This window comes from Qaidamihabitans albus, from assembly GCF_016464705.1.
GTDB lineage: Bacteria > Actinomycetota > Actinomycetes > Mycobacteriales > Pseudonocardiaceae > Qaidamihabitans > Qaidamihabitans albus.
The window spans coordinates 96,844-118,787 of sequence record NZ_JAEHOB010000002.1; the positions used below are offsets into that span (position 1 = coordinate 96,844).

General features: G+C 71.0%; 17 protein-coding genes. 2 read left to right on the forward strand and 15 right to left on the reverse strand.

Annotated elements, in window-relative coordinates:
* Nucleotides 1–14: 14 nt before the first annotated feature.
* The 13 genes from JAP66_RS03685 to JAP66_RS03745 all read right to left on the reverse strand — a co-directional run bounded on the left by JAP66_RS03685 (nucleotide 15) and on the right by JAP66_RS03745 (nucleotide 18,168).
* On the reverse strand, nucleotides 15–1,022 hold the full coding sequence (locus JAP66_RS03685; protein WP_199430135.1) for a sugar phosphate isomerase/epimerase family protein: 1,008 nt from the start codon (nucleotides 1,020–1,022) through the stop codon (nucleotides 15–17).
* A complete protein-coding gene (locus tag JAP66_RS03690) occupies nucleotides 1,019–2,422 on the reverse strand; it encodes an alkaline phosphatase family protein (protein WP_199430136.1) in 1,404 nt (467 codons plus the stop codon). Before JAP66_RS03690 ends, JAP66_RS03685 begins: the two co-directional genes overlap by 4 nt.
* Nucleotides 2,419–3,534: a metabolite traffic protein EboE gene (gene eboE / locus JAP66_RS03695; RefSeq protein WP_199430593.1), complete on the reverse strand. Its 1,116-nt coding sequence runs from the start codon at nucleotides 3,532–3,534 to the stop codon at nucleotides 2,419–2,421. The genes JAP66_RS03690 and eboE overlap by 4 nt, the downstream gene beginning before the upstream one ends.
* Before the next feature lie 2 nt (nucleotides 3,535–3,536).
* Nucleotides 3,537–4,412, reverse strand: coding sequence for a TatD family hydrolase (locus tag JAP66_RS03700; protein WP_199430137.1), 876 nt, complete (start codon nucleotides 4,410–4,412; stop codon nucleotides 3,537–3,539).
* Nucleotides 4,409–5,836 (reverse strand): EboA domain-containing protein, encoded by a 1,428-nt coding sequence (locus tag JAP66_RS03705; protein WP_199430138.1) that lies wholly within the window; start codon nucleotides 5,834–5,836, stop codon nucleotides 4,409–4,411. Before JAP66_RS03705 ends, JAP66_RS03700 begins: the two co-directional genes overlap by 4 nt.
* Entirely contained in the window at nucleotides 5,833–6,702 is an 870-nt protein-coding gene (locus JAP66_RS03710; RefSeq protein ID WP_199430139.1) for an SCO3242 family prenyltransferase, read from the reverse strand. The genes JAP66_RS03705 and JAP66_RS03710 overlap by 4 nt, the downstream gene beginning before the upstream one ends.
* Entirely contained in the window at nucleotides 6,699–7,847 is a 1,149-nt protein-coding gene (locus JAP66_RS03715; protein ID WP_199430140.1) for an inositol-3-phosphate synthase, read from the reverse strand. The genes JAP66_RS03710 and JAP66_RS03715 overlap by 4 nt, the downstream gene beginning before the upstream one ends.
* A gap of 102 nt (nucleotides 7,848–7,949) precedes the next feature.
* A complete protein-coding gene (locus tag JAP66_RS03720; protein WP_199430141.1) occupies nucleotides 7,950–11,753 on the reverse strand; it encodes a ThuA domain-containing protein in 3,804 nt (1,267 codons plus the stop codon).
* 54 nt (nucleotides 11,754–11,807) lie between these two features.
* Complete coding sequence (locus tag JAP66_RS03725) at nucleotides 11,808–12,926, reverse strand: Gfo/Idh/MocA family protein (RefSeq protein WP_199430594.1); 1,119 nt, start codon at nucleotides 12,924–12,926, stop codon at nucleotides 11,808–11,810.
* A gap of 41 nt (nucleotides 12,927–12,967) precedes the next feature.
* A complete protein-coding gene (locus JAP66_RS03730; protein WP_199430142.1) occupies nucleotides 12,968–14,020 on the reverse strand; it encodes a substrate-binding domain-containing protein in 1,053 nt (350 codons plus the stop codon).
* A complete protein-coding gene (locus JAP66_RS03735) occupies nucleotides 14,017–15,066 on the reverse strand; it encodes an ABC transporter permease (protein WP_199430143.1) in 1,050 nt (349 codons plus the stop codon). The genes JAP66_RS03730 and JAP66_RS03735 overlap by 4 nt, the downstream gene beginning before the upstream one ends.
* A complete protein-coding gene (locus JAP66_RS03740) occupies nucleotides 15,063–16,550 on the reverse strand; it encodes a sugar ABC transporter ATP-binding protein (protein ID WP_199430595.1) in 1,488 nt (495 codons plus the stop codon). The genes JAP66_RS03735 and JAP66_RS03740 overlap by 4 nt, the downstream gene beginning before the upstream one ends.
* 196 nt (nucleotides 16,551–16,746) lie before the next feature.
* Nucleotides 16,747–18,168, reverse strand: a complete 1,422-nt coding sequence (locus JAP66_RS03745; RefSeq protein ID WP_235998778.1) for an ArnT family glycosyltransferase — start codon at nucleotides 18,166–18,168, stop codon at nucleotides 16,747–16,749.
* A 218-nt stretch (nucleotides 18,169–18,386) separates the two neighbouring features.
* Here JAP66_RS03745 and JAP66_RS03750 point away from each other — a divergent pair, with 218 nt between their 5' ends.
* Nucleotides 18,387–19,202, forward strand: coding sequence for a class I SAM-dependent methyltransferase (locus JAP66_RS03750; RefSeq protein WP_199430145.1), 816 nt, complete (start codon nucleotides 18,387–18,389; stop codon nucleotides 19,200–19,202).
* The gene (locus JAP66_RS03755) at nucleotides 19,169–20,452 is read left to right on the forward strand and encodes a hypothetical protein (protein ID WP_307849423.1); all 1,284 of its coding nucleotides are present in this window, start codon (nucleotides 19,169–19,171) and stop codon (nucleotides 20,450–20,452) included. Before JAP66_RS03750 ends, JAP66_RS03755 begins: the two co-directional genes overlap by 34 nt.
* On the opposite strand, the gene JAP66_RS03760 is transcribed toward JAP66_RS03755, so the two are convergent.
* On the reverse strand, nucleotides 20,437–21,306 hold the full coding sequence (locus JAP66_RS03760; protein ID WP_199430146.1) for an LLM class F420-dependent oxidoreductase: 870 nt from the start codon (nucleotides 21,304–21,306) through the stop codon (nucleotides 20,437–20,439). The two genes, JAP66_RS03755 and JAP66_RS03760, sit on opposite strands and share 16 nt — an antisense overlap.
* 53 nt (nucleotides 21,307–21,359) lie before the next feature.
* Nucleotides 21,360–21,944, reverse strand: a complete 585-nt coding sequence (locus JAP66_RS03765) for a helix-turn-helix domain-containing protein (RefSeq protein ID WP_199430147.1) — start codon at nucleotides 21,942–21,944, stop codon at nucleotides 21,360–21,362.

Genomic DNA, 21,944 nt, shown 5'->3' on the forward strand with positions numbered 1-21,944 from the left:
AGAGCTCACTGACTTCACTCCTTCTCCGTGCTGAAAGCGGCATCGAACGCAGCCGCGGGTTTGTCGAAATTGAGGTTCCGGATGTAGTGCACGGCCTCCGCCGCGCCCCGCAACCGGTCCATCCCCGCGTCCTCCCACTCCACGGAGATCGGTCCCGTGTAGCCGATCGAGTTGAGCGCGCGGAACGCGCTCTCCCAGTCGACATCGCCGTGCCCGGTGGACACGAAGTCCCAGCCGCGGCGCGCGTCGGCCCACGGCAGGTGCGAGCCGAGCCGCCCGTTACGGCCGTCGAAGCGCTTCTTCGTGTCCTTGCAGTCCACGTGGTAGATCCGGTCGGCGAAGTCGAGGATGAACCCGACCGGGTCGAGGTCCTGCCACACGAAGTGCGACGGGTCCCAGTTCAGCCCGAACGCGGGCCGGTGGCCCACCGCCTCGAGCGCGCGCTTGGTCGTCCAGTAGTCGTAGGCGATCTCACTGGGGTGCACCTCGTGCGCAAACCGCACGCCGACCTCGTCGAAGACGTCGAGGATCGGGTTCCACCTGGTGGCGAAGTCCGTGTAGCCGTCGTCGATCATGTCCTGCGACACCGGCGGGAACATCGCGACGTACTTCCAGATCTTCGACCCGGTGAAGCCGATGACGGTGTCCACGCCCAGCCTCGCGGCGGCGCGCGCCGTGTCGGCGAGCTCGGCGGCCGCCCGCTGCCGGACGCCCTCCGGCTCGCCGTCACCCCAGATGCGCGCAGGCAGTATGTTGCGGTGCCGCTCGTCGATCGGGTCGTCGCACACGGCCTGCCCGACGAGATGGTTGGAGATCGCCCACACCTTCAGGCCGTACGAGTCGAGCAGCTTGCGCCTGCCCTCCACATAGTCCTCTTCGGACAGTGCACGGTCCACCTCGAAGTGGTCGCCCGAGCACGCGATCTCCAGCCCGTCGTAGCCCCATTCGGACGCGAGCCGGCAGACCTCCTCGAACGGCAGGTCGGCCCATTGGCCGGTGAAGAGCGTGATGGGACGGCTCATCGAAAAGCTCCTTCCGGGATTCCTTGCAGCGTCAACAGGAGGTCACGTACCTCGGTGGCAGCCATCCGCCCGCTGCTCTCCACTGTGGACGGCACGGCGGGATCGGAGCACAGCAGCATCGGCCCCTCCTCCGCCGAGTCCGGCAGCCTGCCGTGCGAGCCGCGCACGTGGCGCGGGTCGGTGGGCACCACGTTCATCGTGTAGCGCAGGCCCGCCTTCTTGCGCACCAGGTTCAGCCCGGCCTTGGCCTTGACCAGCCGGTCGGCCGGGTCGAAGAAGAGCTCGGCCGGGTCGTAGCCGGGTTTGCGGTGGATCTCCACCCCCCTGGCGAAGTCGGGCGCCCTGGCGTCGTCGAGCCAGTAGTAGTAGGTGAACCACGCCCGCGGCTCGGCGACGGCCACCAGCTCGCCCGCGCGCTCGTGGTCGAGCCCGTACCGCCGCTGGTCCTCGCGATCGAGCACCTCGTCCACCCCGGTCAGCCCTGCGACGAGGCCGCGGACCTTCGGGATGTCCGCCTCGTCGGCGACGTAGACGTGTGCGACCTGGTGGTCGGCGACGGCGAAGGCCCGCGACGTCCAGGGATCGAGGTACTCCATGCCGTCCTGGACGTAGACCTCCAGCAGGCCCTCGCGGCGCAGCGCACGGTTGATGTCGACCGGGGTGTCGGCCGGTGCGATGCCGTACTCGGACAGGGCAACGACGGTGGCGCCGGCCCGCTCGGCGTCACCGAGCAGCGGCGCCAGCTCGGCGTCAACCGCGCGTGCCGCCGCAACCGCCTGCGGCGAGTCCGGTCCGAAGCGCTGCAGGTCGTAGTCGAGGTGCGGCACGTATACCAGCAGCAGGTCCGGCCGCTCGTCCCAGAACAGCCGGCGCGAGGCACCGACGATCCACCTCGTCGAGGCGATCGACGCGGTGGGGCCCCAGTAGTTGAACAGCGGGAAGGTACCCAGGTCCGCGGTGAGCCGGTCGTGCAGCTCGGGCGGGCGCGCGTAGCAGTCCGGCGATTTCCGGCCGTCCGCGTGGTAGATGGGCCGCGGGGTGACGGTGAAGTCGGTCGACATCCCCATCGCGTACCACCAGCAGATGTTGGCCGAGACGTGGTCCTGCCGGGCCGCCCTGGCGGTCTCCCAGACCTTCTCCCCCTGCACCAGCCGGTTGTGCTGGCGCCACAGGTAGACCTCCCCGAGGTCGCGGAAGTACCAGCCGTTGCCCACGATCCCGTGCTCGGCCGGGGTACGGCCGGTGAGGAAGGTCGACTGGACGCTGCAGGTGACCGCGGGCAGCACCGTCCCGAGCTCCGCCTGCCAGCCGCGCGCGCCGAGCGCGGCGAGGTTGGGCATGTGCCGCAACAGCTTCGGCGTCATGCCCACGACGTCGATGACGATGAGCTTGTCGTTCATGTGGGGACCTCCTGGCCCAGCAGATGTGCGCGGGCCCAGCGCAGTTCGTCGGCGATGCCGTCGGCGAGCTCCTGGCGCTGCCCTTCGGGCAGCACGTTCCAGGTGTACGTCTCCACCTCGACGTGCGGCAGCCGCCCGTCGTGGGCGGACAGCGCGGCGAGGCTCGCCTCGAGCACGCCGGTCGTGGACGTCAGCGGCGGGTCCGGGTGTGCGTGCAGCGGCACGTGGAAGTGCACCCGCCACGGTCCCTCCGCGGGCAGGGTGTCCAGCGCCTCCGGCAGGTCGTCGGCGGCGAGCACCTCGCCCGACGGCGCCAGCTCCCGCACCTGGTGCAGGTAGCGGGGCTCGGCGAACTCGGCGAGCGCGGCGCGCGCCTGCTCGCTGCCGGGCCGCTCGACGTGCAGGGCCGCCGACGCCTGCACCTTCACCACCTGCAGACCGGCCCGATGGATACGGTCGATCGCGCCGGCCGGGTCGGCGAAGGACACCGCGAGGTGGCAGGTGTCCAGGCAGAGCCCGACGTACTCGGGTTCGACCCGCTCGGCCAGCCAGCCGACCGCGTCGGCCACCGTGTCCAGCACGCAGCCCGGCTCGGGCTCCACCGCCAGCTTGATCGGCTGCTCGTGCCGCGCCAGCGCGGTGCGCAGCACGCGGGTGACCTCCTCGAAGGCGATTCCCGCGCGCACGTCGTGCGAGGAGCTCCACGGCTCCCGCCAGCCGAGCGGCAGCGTCGAGATGCTGCCGTACGCGGCGTCCGCGGGCAGCAGGTCGGCCAGGACCGTGATGCAGTCCAGCGTGTACCGCAGCCTGCTCACGTCCGTCCACCTCGGCACGTACACCGCATGCTTCACCACGTCGGCGTGGAAGCCGCCGTAGGGAAAGGCGTTGAGCGTCTGCACCGCGAGCCCGCGGGCGGTCAGCTCGGCGGACAGCCGCTGCCGGCTCGCCCGGTCGGCGGCCAGCCCCGCGGCGACTTCGGCCGCGAGCCAGAGGCCGACGCCGAGCCGGTCGGCGCCGAGACGTTCGCGCACCGGCACGGCGTAGGTGTCGAGCTGGCGCAGGATGCCGTCGAGGTCCTCCGCCGGATGGACGTTCGTGCAGTACGAGAGCAGCATCAGGCACCGCTGTCCGGCCGGGGGCCTCTCAGAACGGAGTTGCCCTCGAACGTCTCCCCGGTCGGCGCGGCGTCCTCGATCGGATCGAGAATCAGCTTGCCGCTCTGCCCGTAGAAGGCGACCGGGTTCTCCCACAGCACGGTGTCCACATCGGACTCGGTGAAGCCTCCGGCGAGCATCGCCTCGCCGGTCCGCAGCGTCTTCAGCGGATCGGAGCGTCCCCAGTCGGCGGCGGAGTTGACCAGCATCCGCGCGGTGCCGTGCTCCTTGAGGATCGCCACCATGCGGTGCTCGTCCATCTTCGTGTCCGGGTAGATGGAGAAGCCCATCCAGCAGCCGGAGTCGGCGACCGGCCCGACGGTGAGCTCGTTGAGATGGTCCACCACGACCCGTTCGGGCGCGATCCCGGAGTCGCGCACCACGTCGAGCGTGCGCCTGGTGCCGGCGAGCTTGTCCCGGTGCGGGGTGTGCACGAGCACCGGCAGGTCGTGCTCGACCGCCATCGCGAGCTGCCGCTCGAACGCCTTCTCCTCGGCCTCGGTCATCGAGTCGTAGCCCACCTCGCCGACGGCGACCACGCCGTCCTTGGCGAGATAGCGCGGCATGATGTCGAGCACCTCGGTGCAGCGAGGGTCGTTGGCCTCCTTGGGGTTCAGCGCGATCGTGCAGTGGTGCCGGATGCCGAACTGCGCGGCACGGAAGCGTTCCCAGCCGATCAGCCCGTCGAAGTAGTCGACGAACGAGCCCACGCTGGTGCGCGGCTGGCCGAGCCAGAACGCCGGTTCGACGAGCGCGCGCACCCCGGCGGCGTACATCGCCTCGTAGTCCAGCGTCGTCCGCGACGTCATGTGGATGTGCGGGTCGAAGATCCTCACTGGCCTGCCTCCTCTCCGATCAGGTACGCGTCGGCGGGCACGTCGCGCCCGGCCGCCTTCCGCTCGGCGACGTAGTCACCGACCATCCGGACGAGCTCGGCATCGGTGCGTTCGTGCAGGGCGGCCACCGCGGCCACCGGCACGCCGACGAACAGGCACTTGAGCACCCCGTGCCGCCAGGCGTGCGCGTCGAGGTGCTCGGCGGCGAACGGCCCGAGCGCGGCGGCGACGAGCCCGGTGTCGTTGGCCCGCAGTGCGTCCTCGACGAGTAGCAGACCTGCCTCCCGTACCTCGTGCGCTCCGGCAGGCAGCCGGTGCAGCGCCCGCAGCACGCCGCGGCGCTCGGCGCCGTCACCGTAGCGGTACAGGTCGGCGACCTCCTTCGCCAGCTCCGCGGCGGGCAGCACCTCGCTCAGCGCGGCGAGCAGCCTGCCGCGCGCCCGGTCGTCCACCGTGCCGTGCACGAGCCCGTGCGGATCGGTGTCCGGGCGCAGCGCGGCGCGGCCGACCTTGCGGCCCACGGCGGGAAACAGGCTCCGCGCCGAGGCGGGATCGGCGCGGACGCGGTTCTCCGCCTCGGCGAGCCAGGACGCGGCACCCAGCGCGGCCGCGCTGCGCCGGGCGACCTCGGGCGCCGCGTGGCTGTGCCGCGGCAGCTCCACCGCGGCGAGGCCGCGGTAGCCGACCTCCATCAGCGCGGCCAGCGTGCCGGTCAGGTCTAGCTCACCCGCGCCGAACTCCAGATGCTCGTGCACGCCGGGCAGCATGTCGTCGAGCTGGACGTTGAACAACAGGTCCCCGGCCTCGCGCACGCACTCCGCCGCGTTCTTCGGCTCGACCGCCACGCAGTGCCCCACGTCGAGGGTGACACCGAGCCGCGCGGGTGCGCCGAGCTCCGCCCGCAGGTCCAGCGCCTGGGCGAGATGCTGGACGAAATGCCCCGGCTCGGGTTCCAGCGCGAGCCGCACGTCCCGGGCATCCGCCTCCTCCAGCACCGTGCCGACACCGCCGCACAGCCGCCGCCACGCGGTCTCGTCGTCGACGGCGTCCGGGCCGGAGGGCCTGACCCCGGACCAGAACGACACGCACTCGGCGCCCAGATCCACCGCGATCCGCACCGCACGGCTCAGGAAGTCCAGTCGCGGCCCGGGGTCGGTGGAGAGCAGGGTCGGCTGATGCTTGTGCCACGGGTCGAGCAGGTAGCGCGCACCGGTCTCCACCACCACGGCGAGGCCGAGGCGGTCGAGGCGCGCGGCGAGCAGGCGGGTGCGCTCGGCGACATCGGGTCCGAACGGATCGAGGTGGGCGTGGTCGAGGGTGAGCGCCACCCCCTGGTAGCCGAGATCCGCGATGACACCGAGGGCGTCGTCCAGCCGGTGGTTGGCGAAGCCGTTGGTGCCGTAACCGAGGCGCAGCGTGCTCATGTGGGACTCACCTTCCTGGCGAGCCTGCGGGCCAGCGGCAGTGCCCCGGCCAGCGCGGTGGCCGTGCGCACCGCTCCGTGCCGGGCGATCAGGCTCGCCTGCAACGGGACCATGCCGTGGATACCGGCGGCCGTGGCCGTGCGCACGTGCGCCGCCGAGGGCGAGGCGGCCGCCCGGTACTGCGCCCGGCCGACCGTGCCGGCGTATCCGGCGCCGAAGGCGAGTGCCGCCAGCCGGTGCGAACGGCGCGCGCTGCGCCCGGTCACGGCGAGTCCGGTGGAGGCCGCCGTGCCGGCCAGCGCCGCGGTCGCCGTCTCGCTCGACCCGCCGTGCACCTCGCCGCCGGAGAGCGCGGTCAGGCCCAGGGTGTGCACCCCGAGCGCCGCGGCCGCCGGAGCGGCGCCGCGCCAGCGCCCGTCCGCACCGAGCAGCACGTCCAGTGCCCGGCACGTCGCCATGCCGAGCGGGCCCGCGGCCGTGCCCTTGAGCCTCGTGTCGTAGGCCCACACGGCGGCGGCCAGCGGGGCCGCGATCCGCAGGCAGCGCTGTCCGCCGCCGAACCCGGCCAGCCCGAGCCCGGCAGCGGTCAGCACACCCCCAGCGGCTAGTGCGGCGCCGGAGCTGATCCGGCCCGATGGGATGGGCCGCTCAGGGCGCTCGACGGCGTCGAGGTCCCGGTCGGCCCAGTCGTTGAGCGCCATTCCGGCCCAGTAGAAGGCCGCCGAGGCCAGCGGCAGGGCCCAGCGCCTGCCGCGCAGCGGCCTGCCGGCAGCCGCCGCGCCGGTCACCGTGTCGCCCAGCACGGTCAGCGCCGCCGGTGCGCGCACCAGCTCGGCGAAGGCGCCGAGGCGAGGTGCGCCGGTCACAGGGTGCCCGCCCAGTCGCGCAGGGCGGCGTACTGCTCCGCGAGGCGGTGCTCCCGGGAGCCGACCGGGTCCTTGAAGAAGAACGCGAGCGAGCCGAGCGGGCCCGACTGCCCCGCCTCGTGCGCCTTGGCGACGAACCGCGCCAGGTCGAGCACCAGTGGCGCCGCCAGCGTCGAGTCGTAGCCGGACCAGGTGAACTGCAGGCTCATCCGGACGCCGAGGAAACCCTCGAACGACACGTGGTCCCACGCGATCTTCTGCTCACCGAGGTCGGGCACGTTGTCGATGTGCAGCGGTGCGGTGACCTCACTGCCGAGCAGGGTGGCGAGCCCGCGGCCCTTCGACTCCAGCTTGCTGCCCGCGTGCTCGGCGTCGGCGAGCGTGAGGCCGTCCCCGCCACCGAGCAGGTTCGTGCCCGCCCACGAGCGGACATCCAGCGACCGGGACGCGAACATCGGCGCCAGGACGCTGCGCACCAGCGTCTCCCCCGTCTTGCCGTCGGAGCCCGCGTAGGGCAGCCGCTGCCGCCTGGCCAGCTCCTCCAGCGCGGGCAGCCGGATGCCCAGCGAGGGAGTGAAGTCGACAAAGGGACAGTCCGCGCGCATGGCGGCGTAGGCGGCGACCGAGCTCGGCGGCAGCACCGTCCGTCCTGGCACCGCCATCGCGGCCTCCAGCGCCTTCAGCGCGCCGTGCTCGGGCAGGCCGGGAAAGACCGGCTCGGTGGACGAGACGTTGACGACCACCACCTGTTCCAGCCCGTGCCGCTCGGCGAAGGAGCCGATGTCGTCGGCGAGCCTGCGGGCCGCGTCGGCCTGGGAACCGGAGTGCGTCGCGGGATGGTAGCCGGGCCGTATCTCGGTGTCCACTTCGGACAACGCGGGGCGCGCCGCGTCCAGCAACCGGTGCGGGATCACACCCGCCTCGCTGAGCAGCTCGGCGCGCTTGTCGAGCGAGATGTCGGCGATGTCGTGACCGCCGACCTGTATCTCGTCCCAGTCGGGCAGCCCGAGATCCGCGAACTCCGGCTGCGCGCTCACGCAGGCCGTCGCCGGGACGGCCTTGGACCGTAGTGCGAGCAGGCCGGTGATCGCCGTGGTGGCCACCGAGCCGCGTGCGCCGATCAACCACAACCCCGTGGTTCCCATAGTGCCAAACCTCAGTTCTTCGCGGGGGAACAGCCGTTCTTCGTCGGCTGGGAGCTCCCGGGTGGGCACCCGCCGCGCCGCGGACACCCACCCGGGAGTTGTTCAGTTGCCGGCCCTGTCCGGGACCGTGCTGATCTCCTTGATCTGGATGTTACGGAAGGAGACGTCGTCACTGTCCCCGTGATTCTGGATCCCGACGAAGCCGCGGGCCAGGTTGCGGTCGGGGTCCTCGTTGACGAACTTGTTGATGAGGACTCCGTTCAGATACACCTGGATCCGCTGGCCCCTGACCTCGATCTTGAAGGAGTTCCACTCGCCCGGCGGGTTCAGCGCCGCGTCCCGCGCCGCGATGTCGGCCGACTGGAAGTCGTAGATCGATCCGGTTGTCTTCTCCGGGGCGTCCGTGGCGTCGATCTGGATCTCGTAGCCCTGGTGCACGGCCACCCACGGATCGTTGCCAGGGTCGGGGTAGCCGACGAAGACGCCGGAGTTGTCATCGCCCGCCATCTTCCAGTCCAGCTTCAGGTCGTAGACGCCGAAGCGCTGGTCGAAGGAGTACAGGCCCATGCCACCGGTCGAGGTGATCGTGCAGTTCTCCCCGGCGCCCCGCAGCTCGAACGACCCGGGACCGGACTGCTTCCAGCCGTCGAGGCTCGCCTGCGTGCCGTCGAAGAGCATCCGGTAGCCCTCGTCCGGCTCGGCGGGCACACACGGCTCGGGCGGCTGCGCCACACCGGTGCCGGTGAACCGCAGCACGTCCACGTCGAACAGCCCGCCCGAGCCGGCGCCCTTGAACACCAGGTACAGCGGCTTCGTGCCGCCAGGGTCGGAGATCGCGACCGGGTCGACGTCGACGTAGTTGTCCCAGCCACCGGTGTTCTCCACCGGCACGGTCTGCAGCACCTCGCCGTCCACCGCGCCCGAGCGCACCTCGATGGTGCCGCCCGCGCCGCCGGAGGAGACCCGGTAGCCGATCGAGTCGATACCGGTGAGGTTCACCGGGTCGAACCTGATCCAGTCGCCGTCGTCGATGTAGCCGACCCGCTGGCCGCCACTGGCGCCCGCGGCGCCGACGATCTCGACCCCGTTCTGCTCGCTCGCGAACTCCGCCTGCTTCAGCTTGGGCTGCAGCACGGTCTGGGCCTCGCCGGTGAGCGCCGGCACGCCCTCGGCGCCGTTGTCGGTGTAGCTGGCGTCGATGACACCGAAAATGTCGGCGTCCAGCCCGTGCCCCTCGTCGGCGGGAGTCTCGATCACGCCCTCGCAGCCGGTGGCCCGCGACAGCGGGTGGCCGTGGTCGTTGTGGCCGAGCACGTACTCCACGGTCACCTTCGAGCAGTCGATCTGGCCGTCCTCGGGGTCGGTCACGGTGACCTTGAACGGCACCTTGTCACCGAAGCCGAAGAAGCCGCCGTCGACGGGCGTCTCCAGCGTCACCGTGGGCTCGGTGTTGCCGACGGTGACCACCACGCTGGCCGAGCCGGTCAACCCGGTCGAGTCGGTCACCGACAGCTTCGCGCTGTACTGGCCCGTGCCGGTGAACGTGTGGGAAACCGGACCCGCCTCCGTGGAGTCGGTCGTGCCGTCACCGTCGAAGTCCCACGCGTAGGTGAGCTCGCCGCCGTCGGCGTCGCCGGTACCCGCCGGGTCGAAGCTCACCTCGAGCGGTGCCTGCCCGGACGTCGGGGTTGCCGACAGCTTGACCTCCGGCGTGCGGTTGCCCGCCGTGTGGTCGATCCGGTACACCGCCGAGTCCGGCGAGCCGCCGAAGTAGCCGCTGCCGTAGTCGAGCACGTACAGCGAGCCGTCCGGGCCGAACTCGATGTTCATCGGGCGGACGAGTTCCATCGACTCGAAGAACGGCTCGATCGCCCCGCGCTCACCGTCCTGGCCGACCTCGATGGTCTTGATCCAGCCGCGCTCCCACTCGTAGGCGAAGTTCTTGCCGTCGAAGTACTCGGGGAACTTCGTGGTCGAGTCCAGCTCGGCGTCGAAGTCGTAGGTCGGGCCGCCCATCGGGGACTCGCTGCCGGAACCGAACTCCGGCACCGAGCCGCCGTCGTACGGAATCCACGCGGGCTGCACCGGGGGCAGGTCCACCAGCCCGGTGTTGTTCGGGCTCTCGTTCTTCGGTGCCGCGCAGTCGAAAGGCTCGCCGGAGGTACTGGTGGCGAAGTCGTAGTCGACGAACGGCTGGTTGTCGCCGACGCAGTACGGCCACCCGTAGTTGCCCGGCCCCTTGATGAGGTTGAACTCGACGGTGCCTCCCGGCCCGCGGTCCGGGCTCGCCGAACCGGCGTCGGGACCGTAGTCGCCGAGGTGGATCCAGCCCGTCTCCTTGTCGACGGCGAACCGGAACGGGTTCCGGAAGCCCATCGCGTAGATCTCCGGCCTGGTCTTCTCGGTGCCCGGCGCGAACAGGTTGCCCTCGGGGATCGAGTAGCTCCCGTCCTCCTCGACCTTGATCCGCAGCAGCTTGCCGCGCAGGTCGTTGGTGTTGGCCGAGGTGCGCTGGCCGTCGAAGACCGGGTTGCGGTCCGCCCGCTCGTCGATCGGCGTGTAGCCGTCCGAGGCGAACGGGTTGGTGTCGTCCCCTGTGGACAGCAGCAGGTTGCCGTCGGCATCGAAGTCGATCTCGCCACCGGCGTGGCAGCAGATGCCACGGTCCGCGTCGACCCGCAGGATCTGCTGCTCGCTGGCCAGGTCCAGCATGCCGTCCTCGGTCAGCTGGTACCGGGAGAGCTGGTTGTAGCCCTTGAAGGGCGCGAAGTCGGCCTCCGTGCCGTTCTCCGGCGCGTCACCGGCCGGGGTGTCCAGCGGCGGCGCGTAGTAGAGGTACACCCACCGGCTGTTCGCGAAGTCGGGATCGACCGCGACGCCCTGCAGGCCGTCCTCGTCGTGGTTGTAGACCGGGATGGTGCCGGCCAGCTTGGTCGTGGCCTCCGGTGTGGTCAGGAAGACGCGGCCGTCACGTGAGGTGTGCAGCACCTTGCGGTCCGGCAGCACCGCGAGTGCCATCGGCTCGCCGGTGGCCGGCTCGCCCTTGGCGAGGGTGAGCTGGTCGAAGTCCTCGTCCGAGGGGTTGCCGGTGCCGGGGTCGGGGGGCGAGCAGTCACCGTCGGCCACGCCCGTGACGTACTGGATGCCGCCGAGCAGGTGCTGCCGGAACTCCGCCTCGCCGTAGGACTCCTCGGTGTGCCCGCCGCCGGTGTACCAGGCGCGGCCACCGCTGTTCTCGTGACACCAGGCGATCGGGTGGTCCCCCATCGCGCCGCCGCCCGCGTCGTAGCTCGACTCGTCCAGCGCGGCCAGCACGTGCACGTCCTGGCGGGGGTTGTCGCGGAAGTTGTACCACTCGTCGGTGCGTTCCCACTGGTACGGCAGGCCCGCGGTCGAGGGGTGCTGGCGGTCCTCGACGTTGACGGTCGCCTGCTGGATCTGCGGGTGCGAGTCGAAGTACGCACCGACCAGGTCGCCGTACCAGGGCCAGTCGTACTCGGTGTCGGACGCCGCGTGCACGCCAGCGTACCCGCCGCCGCCCTCCACGTAGCGCTCGAACGCGCCCTGCTGGGCTTCGTCGAGCACGTCGCCCGTGGTGGACAACCAGACCACCGCGTCGAACCGGGACAGGTTCTCGTCCGTGAACGCGGCCGCGTCCTCGGTCGCCTCCACGGTGAAGCCGTTCTCCGCCCCCAGTTGCTCGATGGCGCTGACACCCGTCGGGATCGAGGCGTGCCGGTAACCGGCGGTCTTGGAGAACACCAGAACGCTGGGGTCCTCCTGCTGCTGGGCCGAAGCGACGGTCGCGCCGCCGAGCCCGGTGCAGAACGCGAGTGCGGCGGCGCCGATGCGCCAGCCGCGGCGGGGAGATGGTCTTTGCTGTCGGGTACTACTGCTTCGTCGCACTGGTACCTTCCCTTGATCAACCGGTGGGGACTCGGTGAACGCCGGGCTTCTCGCCTACTCCTCTTCCACTTGTTCCCAGCGCGAGCCGTTCGTCGCGCTCTTTTCGACCGCGGCCAGCACACGCTGCACGCGCAGGCCGTCGGCGAAACTGGGCCGGGGCCGCTCGCCGGTGCCGATCGCGGTGAGCAGGTCGGCCACCTCGTGCGTGAAGGTGTGCTCGTAGCCGAGCAGGTGGCCCGGCGGCCACCACGCCTCCAGGTACGGATGCTCCGGCTCGGTGGCGAGGATGCGCCGGAATCCGGCGTGCTCACCCGGATCGTCACCGTCGTAGAACCACAGCTGGTTCATCGACTCGAAGTCGAAACTGATGCTGCCGCGCGAGCCGTTGATCTCCAGGCGCATCGCGTTCTTCCGGCCGAGCGCGTAGCGGGTGGCCTCGAAGCTGGCGACCGCACCGGAGGCGAACCGGCCGGTGAACAACGCGCAGTCGTCCACCGTGACGTCCTCCTCGGCTCCGCCCGCGGCCGGCCGCCGCGGCACGAACGTGTTCGTCAGCGCCGACACCCCGGTGAGGCGCTCACCGGTGACGAACTGCGTGGCGTCCACGATGTGCGCGCCGATGTCGCCGAGCGCACCGGAACCCGCCTGCTCCTTGCGCAGCCGCCAGGTCATCGGCGCCGTGGCGTCGGAGAGCCAGTCCTGCAGGTACGCCGCGCGTACGTGCCGCAACTCGCCGAGCCTGCCCTCGTCGACCAGCCGCCGCGCCAGTGCCAGCGCGGGCACCCGGCGGTAGTTGAACGCCACCATCGAGTGCACGCCCGCGGCCTCGGCGCGGTCGGCGGCCGCGGCCATCTGCTCGGCCTCGGCCACGGTGTTCGCCAACGGCTTCTCGCACAGCACGTGCTTGCCCGCGGCGAGCGCGGCGAGCGCGATGTCGCAGTGCGTGTCACCCGGGGTGCAGATGTCGACCAGGTCGACATCGTCCCGTTCGACCAGGACGCGCCAGTCGGTCTCCACCGAAGCCCAGCCGAACCGGTCGGCGGCCTCCTTGGTCCGCCGTTCGTCCCGGCCGCCGAGGGCGACCATGCGCGGCGCGCGCGGGACGTCGAAGAAGCGGTGCACGTTGCGCCACGCCTGCGAGTGCACCGCTCCCATGAACGAGTGACCGATCATGGCGACGCCGAGCGTCTGTCCGTTCGCTGTGCGTGCTTCCGTCACGAGTCGAACCCGACATCCATGTACTGGTCCACGTTCTCCTTGGTCACGACGGCGGAGTAGGTCGTGATGCTGGCGGGGACCTCGTGCTCGGCCAGGTCGGACAGGCCCTTGCTCTGCGCGATCAGCCGCGCCATGGCGATCGCGGAGGACGCCATCGACGGGCTGTAGAGGACGGTCGCCTTGATGACGGAGTCGTCGCTCTTGATCCGGTCCATCATGTTCTTCGAACCGGCGCCGCCGACCATGATGAACTCGTCCCGGCCCGCGTTCTCGATGGCGGCCAGCACGCCGATGCCCTGGTCGTCGTCGTGGTTCCACAGCGCGTCGATCTTCGGCGCGGCCTGCAGCAGCTGCGCGGTCTTCTGCTCGCCGGTCTCCGGCGTGAACTCCGCGGCGACACGGCGGGTCACCTTGAAGCCCTCCGTGTTGAGCGCGTCCTTGAAGCCCTGACTGCGCTCCTGGGTCAGCGGGAGCGAGTCGAGTCCCGCGACCTCGGCGATCACCGGGTTGCTGACGTTCTTCTGCTTGAGCTGCTCGGCGATGTAGTAGCCGGCGTTGACGCCCATGCGGTAGTTGTCGCCGCCGATCCACATGCGGTAGGCGAGCGCGGTGTCGAAGACCCGGTCCACGTTGACGACCGGGATGCCCTTCTCCATGGCCTGCCTGCCGACCTGGGTGAGCGCCTTGCCGTCGTAGGGCAGGATCACCAGGGCGTCCACGCCGCCGTTGATGAGCGACTCGACCTGCGCGATCTGCTGGTTGACGTCGTTGGTGCCCTCGGTGGCGTTCAGCGTGACGTCGGAGAACTGCTCCGCCATCTCCTTGGCGTTGATGGTCACCGCCGCCATCCAGCCGTGGTCGGCCGCGGGCGCGGAGAACCCAATGGTCACCTGCTTGCCGGGCTCGGCGTTGTCACCCTGCGCCGCGGCCTGCTGCGGCTCGCCGGACCCCGCGGGCTCGTTCGACGTGCAGCCGGCCAGCACCGCACCGGCACCGAGGCCTGCCGCGCCGAAAAGGAATCCGCGCCGCGCTAAGTTCGATCCTGTCATTTCTCGCTCCCGGTTGCTTCGGTTGGGGCTTCTGCGGGGCCTCGTGGTTTCGCCTTGCGCCGCCGGGCGGTGGTGTGCTGCAGCAGCACGGCGGCGACGATGATCGCGCCCTTGGCGATGCTCTGGATGTCGGTGTCCAGGTTGTTCTGGGTGAAGATGCTGCTCAGGGCGGTGAAGATGAGGACGCCGATCAGCGTGCCGATGAGGCTGCCGCGCCCGCCGGAGAGCAACGTGCCGCCGATCACCACCGCGGCGATCGCGTCGAGTTCGTAGAACATGCCGGTGGTCGAGGCTCCGGAGGTCGTCCGCGCCACGCTGATGATCGCGGCGATGCCGCAGCAGAGCCCGCTGATGCCGTACACCAGCGCGACGTGCCGCTTGACGTTGATGCCGGAGAGGCGCGCGGCCTCCGCGTTGCCGCCGATCGCGAACGTCCTCCTGCCGAACGTCGTGCGGTTGAGCACCACCCAGCCGACGGTGAAGACAAGCGCGAGCATCCACACGAGCACGGGGATGCCGAGGAAATCGGCCCCGAAGAAGCTGGTGAACCCGCTCTCGGTGACGACCTGCGTCTGCCTGCCGCTGATGCGTTCGGCGAGGCCGCGGGCCGACGCCATCATCGCCAGCGTCATGATGAACGGAACCACTTTGCCGTAGGCGATGAGCATGCCGTTCACGAGCCCTGCGCCGAGCCCGACCAGCAGGCCGCAGAGCACCATGACGAACGGGCCGTAGGACTGGGTCGCGACCGTCGTCATCCACACGCTGGCGAGCGCGACGAGGGAGCCGACGGACAGGTCGATTCCCGCGGTGAGGATCACGAACGTCATGCCGACGCTGACGACCCCGATCGCCGCGGCCTGCCGCAGCATGATGGAGAGGTTGCCCTCCGTGATGAACGTGTCCGGGTTGGTCACGTATCCGATCAGGAGGAGCAGCACGAGGACACCGGTCAGCCCGAGCAGCCGCACGTCGACGGGGAACGCGCGGCGTCCCGCACCCGTCGCCGCCGGTTTGACGGGTGGCCGGTCAAGTGCCTTGGTCACGCCGCACTCCCTTCCATAACCATGTCGAGGACATCCGCCTCGCTCAGCTCGCCCGCGGGCCGGTCCGCCAGCACCTCGCCCTCGCGCAGGACGAGGACGCGGTCGGCGAGGCCGAGTACCTCGGGGATTTCGCTGGACACGAGCACGATCGCCACGCCGGTCGCGGCGAGTTCGTGAATCAGCCGGTAGAGCTCCGCCCTGGCTCCGACGTCGACGCCCCTGGTGGGTTCGTCGAGCAGCAGCACGCGGCAGCCGTGCACCAGCCAGCGGGCGACCACGACCTTCTGCTGGTTACCGCCGGAGAGCGTGCCCGCGATCCGGCGGGGGTCGGCAGGGCGCAGGTCGAGGCGCTCCAAAGTAGACGTTGCATCACGGATTTCCCTGGCGCGCTGGCTGAAGCCGAGCGTGCTGTAGCCGGGCAGGCTCGCGAGCGTGGCGTTGTGCGCGACGGACATGTCGAGCAGCAGGGCCTGGCTCTTGCGCTCCTCCGGTGCGAGCCCCACCCCGGCCCGCACCGCGGCCGCGACGCTGCCGGACCGCAGCTTCTTGCCCCCGACGGTGACCGTGCCCGCGTCGGGCCTGCGCGCGCCGAAGATCGTCTCCAGCACCTCGCTGCGGCCCGCGCCGACGAGCCCGGCCAGGCCGACGATCTCCCCGGCCCGCACCGTGAACGACACGTCGCGAAACTCGCCCACGCGGGTCAGCCCCTCTACCATCAGCATCTCGTCGCCGAACTCGCCGCTGCCCTCGCCCGCCTCGCGGAAGGCGGACTGGACCTTGCGGCCCGCCATTAGGTCGACCAGCTCGTTGCTCGGCGTCTCGCGGGCGTCGAGGTTGGAGGCGACCGTCCCGCCGTCCTTGATGACGGTGACCCGGTGCCCGACGCGGCGGATCTCCTCCATCCGGTGCGAGATGTAGACGACCGCGACGCCCTCGGCGGTCAGCTCCTCGATGATCCGGAAGAGGTTGTCCACCTCGTCGCTGGCGAGCGCGGCGGTCGGCTCGTCGGCCACGATCAGCTTCGCGTCGTGGGCCAGCGCCCTGGCCATCGACACCAGCTGCTGGCCGGCGGCAGAGAGCTTGCCGACCTCGGTGTCCGGCGAGATCTCCGGGTGCCCCAGCCGCGTCAGCAGCGCACTCGCCTCGGCCCTGGCGGCGGCCGGACGGCTGAACCCGTACCGCGCACGCTCGTGGCCGAGGAAAATGTTCTCCGCGACGGAGAGGGTCGGGATGAGGTCGAGCTCCTGGTACATCGTGGCGATGCCGAGCTTCAGCGCGGCCACCGGCGAGGACAGCGCGACGCGCTCGCCCTGCCAGATGATCTCGCCCGCGTCCGGCTGGTGGGCACCCGCGAGCGTCTTGATCAGCGTCGACTTGCCGGCGCCGTTCTGGCCGAGCAGGCAGTGCACCTCACCCTCGCGGACCTCGAGATCGACGCCGTCGAGAGCTCGGACGCCCGGGAAGAGCTTGACGATCCCCTGCATCCGCAGCAGGGGTGCACTTCCGGCTTCTTCGCTCGGCGTGTGCAGACTTAAATTCACATCAGCCCCACTTCGTCCTGTGACATGCAAAAGTAGAGCGAGGCCCGACACCCGTCAAGACGAAGTTCCGTTCCGCAACCGAGAACTTTGGGTGATCATGCTCGTACGGCACGTCGTCGACGGCCCTGCGACCCGGCCGCTACCAGCGGAAAGTCATGTGCCGGAACTCCGGCCACAGTTGCGACCACGGCGCCCTGATGTCCTCGCAGAACCAGATCGGCTCACCCTGGTTCGCGTTGTTCACCCGGTGCTCGTTGTCGATCGTGGCGACCTGTCGCACGCTCGCGAAGTAGCCGAGCAGCCGCTCCTGGTCGGCGCCGACGAACAGCGCGCTGGTGGCCGAGTCGGGCGGCGCACCGAAGTACCAGTAGCCGCGGCTGCCGCTGTGTACCGGCGGCAGCCGCGGCTCGAACTGCTCGATCGCCGAGGCCTGCCAGTAGCTGTCGGTGACGATCGCGGCGCGCTCACGCTCCTCCGCAGGCAGCGCGCGGTAGGCGCGCGCGACGTCGGCGGCCACCTCCGGCCAGCCGAACTCCTCCAGCTCCATGTTCATCGGACTGTAGGGCCGGTCGGCGTAGGACGAGATCGGCTGCACCGGCAGCCCGCTGATCGCGATCGCCGCGGAGACGGCGTACGCGGGTACGTACAGCCAGCGCCACCGTGCGGGCAGCCTGCGGTCCAGCTCCACCGCGGCGGCCGCGAAGCACAGCGCGAACAGCCCGCCGACGTAGTAGGGCCGCCCGGCGTTCAGCCAGAAGACGGCGGTCACCAGGACCACCGTCACGCCGAGGAACCGGTACGGCCGCAGCCGTGGGGAGCGCAGCAACCACCACACGCCGAGTACGAACAGCGGCGCGCCGACGACGATGCCCGCCTGCTGCAGCGCCATCGGCAGGAAGGTCAGGCGCCCGCCCGCGTAGGCGACCTCGGCGGCGACCGTCCTGTCCATCTCCAGCTGTGGCCAGCCGTGGCCGGCCTGCCACAGCAGGGTCGGCACGGTGACGAGCACGGCGAACGCCGCACCCGCCCACAGCAGCGGCGCGCGCAGCAACGTGCGCGGCCCGAACGCGAGCGTGGCGATGGCGAGCGCGATCCAGAACACCGGGATGAGGAACTTGACCTGGAGTGTCACGGCGGTCAGCACGCCGGTCGCCAGCAGCAGCCGGTCCTGGCGCACACGCACCCAGCGCACCACCAGCCAGACGATCACCGTCCAGAGGAACGCGTCGACCATGTGCGTGGCCAGGATGTGCCCGGCGCCCGCGAGCAGGAACGGCGAGCAGGCGAAGGCGCCCGCGGTGAGCACCTGGGCCCGGCGCCCACCGCCGAGCTCGCGGGCGGTGAGCGCGGCGACGACGATGCCGAGGCCGGTGAACAGGACGGCAGGCAGGCGCAGCCCGACGACCGAGTTCGGGAACAGCGTGTCCATCAGCAGCGCGAGCAGCGGCACCAACGGCGGCTGGTCGGCGTATCCCCAGGCCAGATGCCTGCCCGCGGAGACGAAGTAGAGCTCGTCGCCGTGGTAGCCGTAGCGGCCGGCGAAGGCGAGCAGCACCGCCATCGCCGCCCCGGCGACGGCGAGCACCGGGAACCGGGCGAACGGGGCGAGCACGGCCGCGCCGGACGGCTCCGGCGCGGCGGGCTCACCCGCAGCCGCTGGCCGCTGGGCCGGCTGCTGTTCGACCATGCCGCGACCTTAGGCGACGTGCTCGGAAGTGTTCCGGAGGGCCGGACGGCGACCCGCCTGCCACCAGCGCCGACTCGGGTATATTCCGCCTGGTGATCGCTGGGACGTACCGCTACCCGGACAGCGACGATCGGCTGACGAGCTCGTTCGTCCGCGAGCACGAGCCCTATCCGGGCTACTGGGCGGCGAGCGAGCAGCGGGCTCTTGAGCTGCTGGCCGAGCGGCTGTCGGCCGAACTCGGCCGACGGTCGCGGGTGCGTGCGCTGGACGCGGGCTGTGGCGACGGCAGGCTGCTGCCGTGGATCGCGCGCTTCGCGGCGACCATCACCGCCGCGGACCCGGACGCCGGCCGGCTCGAGCGCGCCCGCACGGTCGCGCTACCCGGGGGAACGGACGTGTCGTTCCAGGCCACGCCGATCACGGAGGTCCGGGGCGGTCCCTTCGACCTGCTGGTCTGCAGCCACGTCATTCAGCACGTGCCGACCAGCGCGCTCGTGCCGAGCCTGCGACGGCTGCACGACGTGGCGGCGCCCGGCGGGCAGCTCGTGCTCTCGTTCAGCCGGGCGCCCGTCGGTCAGGGCGGATTCAGCCTCGACTCGCTGGTGGACGGAACGGTGCAGTCGCGGCCGGTCGGCCGGGATCAGTTCGACCACGCACTCACCGACGGCTGGACGCCGGAGATCCTGCCGGTACGGCACATCGATCCCGAGATGCTGGCCGCCGAGGCCGCCCGTGCGGGCTGGACGGGCACGTGGGCGTGGACCTACCACGTACTGGAGGATCTCAGTGGCACGGACGAGGGCGTGGATCGCGACGAGCTGGTCAACAGCACCACGTCGATGCGGCGGACTCACGGCCGCGACATCATGACCCTGTGGCGGCGAGACGGCACGAACCCGTCCGCATGACGGCCGCCGAGCGCACCCTGCTGCTGTCGTTCGCATCCGCGGTCCCGCTCTCCGTCGGCGAATCGGCCACCGTCTTCGACCGGGCCCGCGCGAACGGGCTGCTGAAGCCGCTCGACGGCCGGCTCGGCACCGAGTGGCGGACCGTCGAGCGATTCCTGGCCACCTACCCCGAGCCGCCCGCGCGTCACCTGCTGGTCGACGGGGCGGGCGGAAGCCAGTTCACGCTGGGCATCGGCGAGCGGATCGTCCCGTGCTCGGTCATTGTGACCTGGCATCCGGCCTACAGTTCGATGACGCTGATCGTCACTACGAATGCGGTGGGCGAGCAGAATGACGGCTGGCATGCCGACGTCGACCTGACGATCGCCGTCCTGCACTGCCTGCAGGGGCGTCCCTCCGCAGTGGACAGCAGTGGTGAGCACGGCGTGCGGGCCCTGTACCGGGGGAAGGTGCAGACATCCGGCTGGCACTGCGTCCTGGCCGCGTTCGACGAGCTGACCCGCGACTGCGGGATATCCGAGCTACCCGACCGCAAGGCGTGGTGCGTCGAGATACGCGGTTACGACGGGAGCCCGCCGGGCAAGGCGGTCGGTGTCGATCCCCGCCCGTTCTACGGTCTCGCCACGAGCGACGAGGGCTGGCGTTTCGTGCCACGGCAGGTGGCGCGCGAAGCGCTCGGCGAGCCATGGGGCACTCGCGAGTTCGTCTCCGCGTACGCGATGGCCTCCGGAATCATCTGCCTGAACAACAAGGGGGCGGAGTACGCCGAGGCTCAGCGGGCGCTCGCGATGCGCTACTTCGGTGCGGCGGAGCCGTACTTCGACATCGACAGTGCGGTGGCGGGACTCGACCACGGCATGCTGCTCGTGCTCGAGCGCGTGCTGATCCGCATGGCGCTGGCGATCCAGTGGCTGCATAGGGCGCAGGAGGAATCGGCCGGGCTGCTGGCGGGCACGCGGTCGGTGAACGACAAGCACCTGCTCCGCGGGTCGCTGGACATCCTGGAAATGGCGAACTCGGCACTGCCCGCCGAGGTGAACCTCCTCGAACAGCGGCTGGCAGGCCGCATGGGCATCGACCGGATCATCCAGCAGCTCGACCGGCACGCGGAGGCGATCGACGACGAGACCCGGTACGCGTACGAGAGCAGCGTCAACGCGCTGGTCACCCGGCTGACGTGGGTGGCGGTCGGGCTCACGGTGATCACGATCGTCCTCGGCGTCCTGCAGATCGTCTACGGAGCCGGCTGAGCGCCCGCGCCGAGCCCGAGCCGCTCCGCCAGCCTGCCGATGTAGCCCACGACCTCCTCCTCGGACCGGTCCGGCAACCCGAACAGCACCTCGCTCACCCCCGCGGCGGCCCAGTGCGCCAGCGCCCCGGGGTCGGGCCTGCCTGCGAGCACCGTGACCGCGGGCGTCCCGGTGCGGCCGTGCTCGTGCCACGTCCGGCGGAGCACGCCCACCTTCTCCTCGATGTCCCGCTCCAGCGGCGTGGTGATCCAGCCGTCGGCGGAGCGCGCGATCCAGGCGAACGTCCGCTCGGTGCCGCCCGCGCCGACCAGGACGGGCACCCGCGGCTGCTGTACCGGCTTCGGCCAGGCCCAGCTCGGGCCGAACCGGACGAACTCGCCGTCGTAGGACGCCTGCTCCGCCGACCACAGGGCCTGCATCGCCTCCAGGTACTCGCGCAGCATCGTCCGCCGCCTGCCCGCGGGGACGCCGTGATCGCCCAGCTCGTCGAGGTTCCAGCCGAAGCCGACGCCCAGCACCACGCGCCCGCCGGAGAGGTGGTCCAGCGAGGCGATCGTCTTGGCAAGCGTGATGGGATCGTGCTGCACCGGCAGCGCCACGGCGGTGGACAGGCCGATCCGCTCCGTCACCGAAGCCGCGGTGCCGAGGGCGACCCACGGGTCAAGGGTGCGCAGGTAGCGGTCGTCGGGCAGGCTCCCGTCCCCGGTCCCCGGGTGGGCCGCGTCCCGCCGCACCGGGATGTGGCTGTGCTCGGGGACGGCGAAGGAGTCGAAACCGGCCTCCTCGGCCGCCCGTGCCACCGTGGCCGGTGCGGCCCCGCGATCGCTGGTGAACAAGACGACGCCGGACCGCATACGACCTCCAAACTAGAACCAGTTCTAGATAGCGTACGCCATGCGGGCGCCGGTCAGCCCGATCGCGGCCGGGCCTTGACGTGGACCCGCTCCCCCTGCGGGCCGAACAGGCTGAGGAACTCGACCGGCCGCGTGTCGGCGCGGCCGAACCAGTGCGGCACGTGGGTGTCGAACTCGGCCGCCTCGCCCTTGCGCAACACCAGGTCGTGCTCGCCGAGCACGATCCGCAGCCTGCCACTGAGCACGTAGAGCCATTCGTAGCCCTCGTGCGAGCGTGGATCCGGCTCCGCCTGCTCCGGCCCCGCCGGAATGATCATCTTGAACGCCTGCAGGCCACCCGGCTGCCTGGTCAGCGGCACGTAGGTCATGCCGTGCCGGGTGATCGCCCGGGTCCGCACGCGCGGATCGCCGGTGGGCGGGGCGTCGACGAGTTCGTCCAGGGCGACCCGGTGTGCCTTGGCCAGCGGCAGCAGCAGTTCCAGGCTCGGACGGCGGCTGCCCGACTCCAGCCGCGACAGCGTGCTGATCGAGATTCCGGTTGCCTCGGACAGCGCGGCGAGCGTGGTTCCCCGCTGCTTGCGCAGCGCCCGCAGCCGCGGTCCTACCGCACTGAGCACGTCATCCAGGTCGTCCGCCAT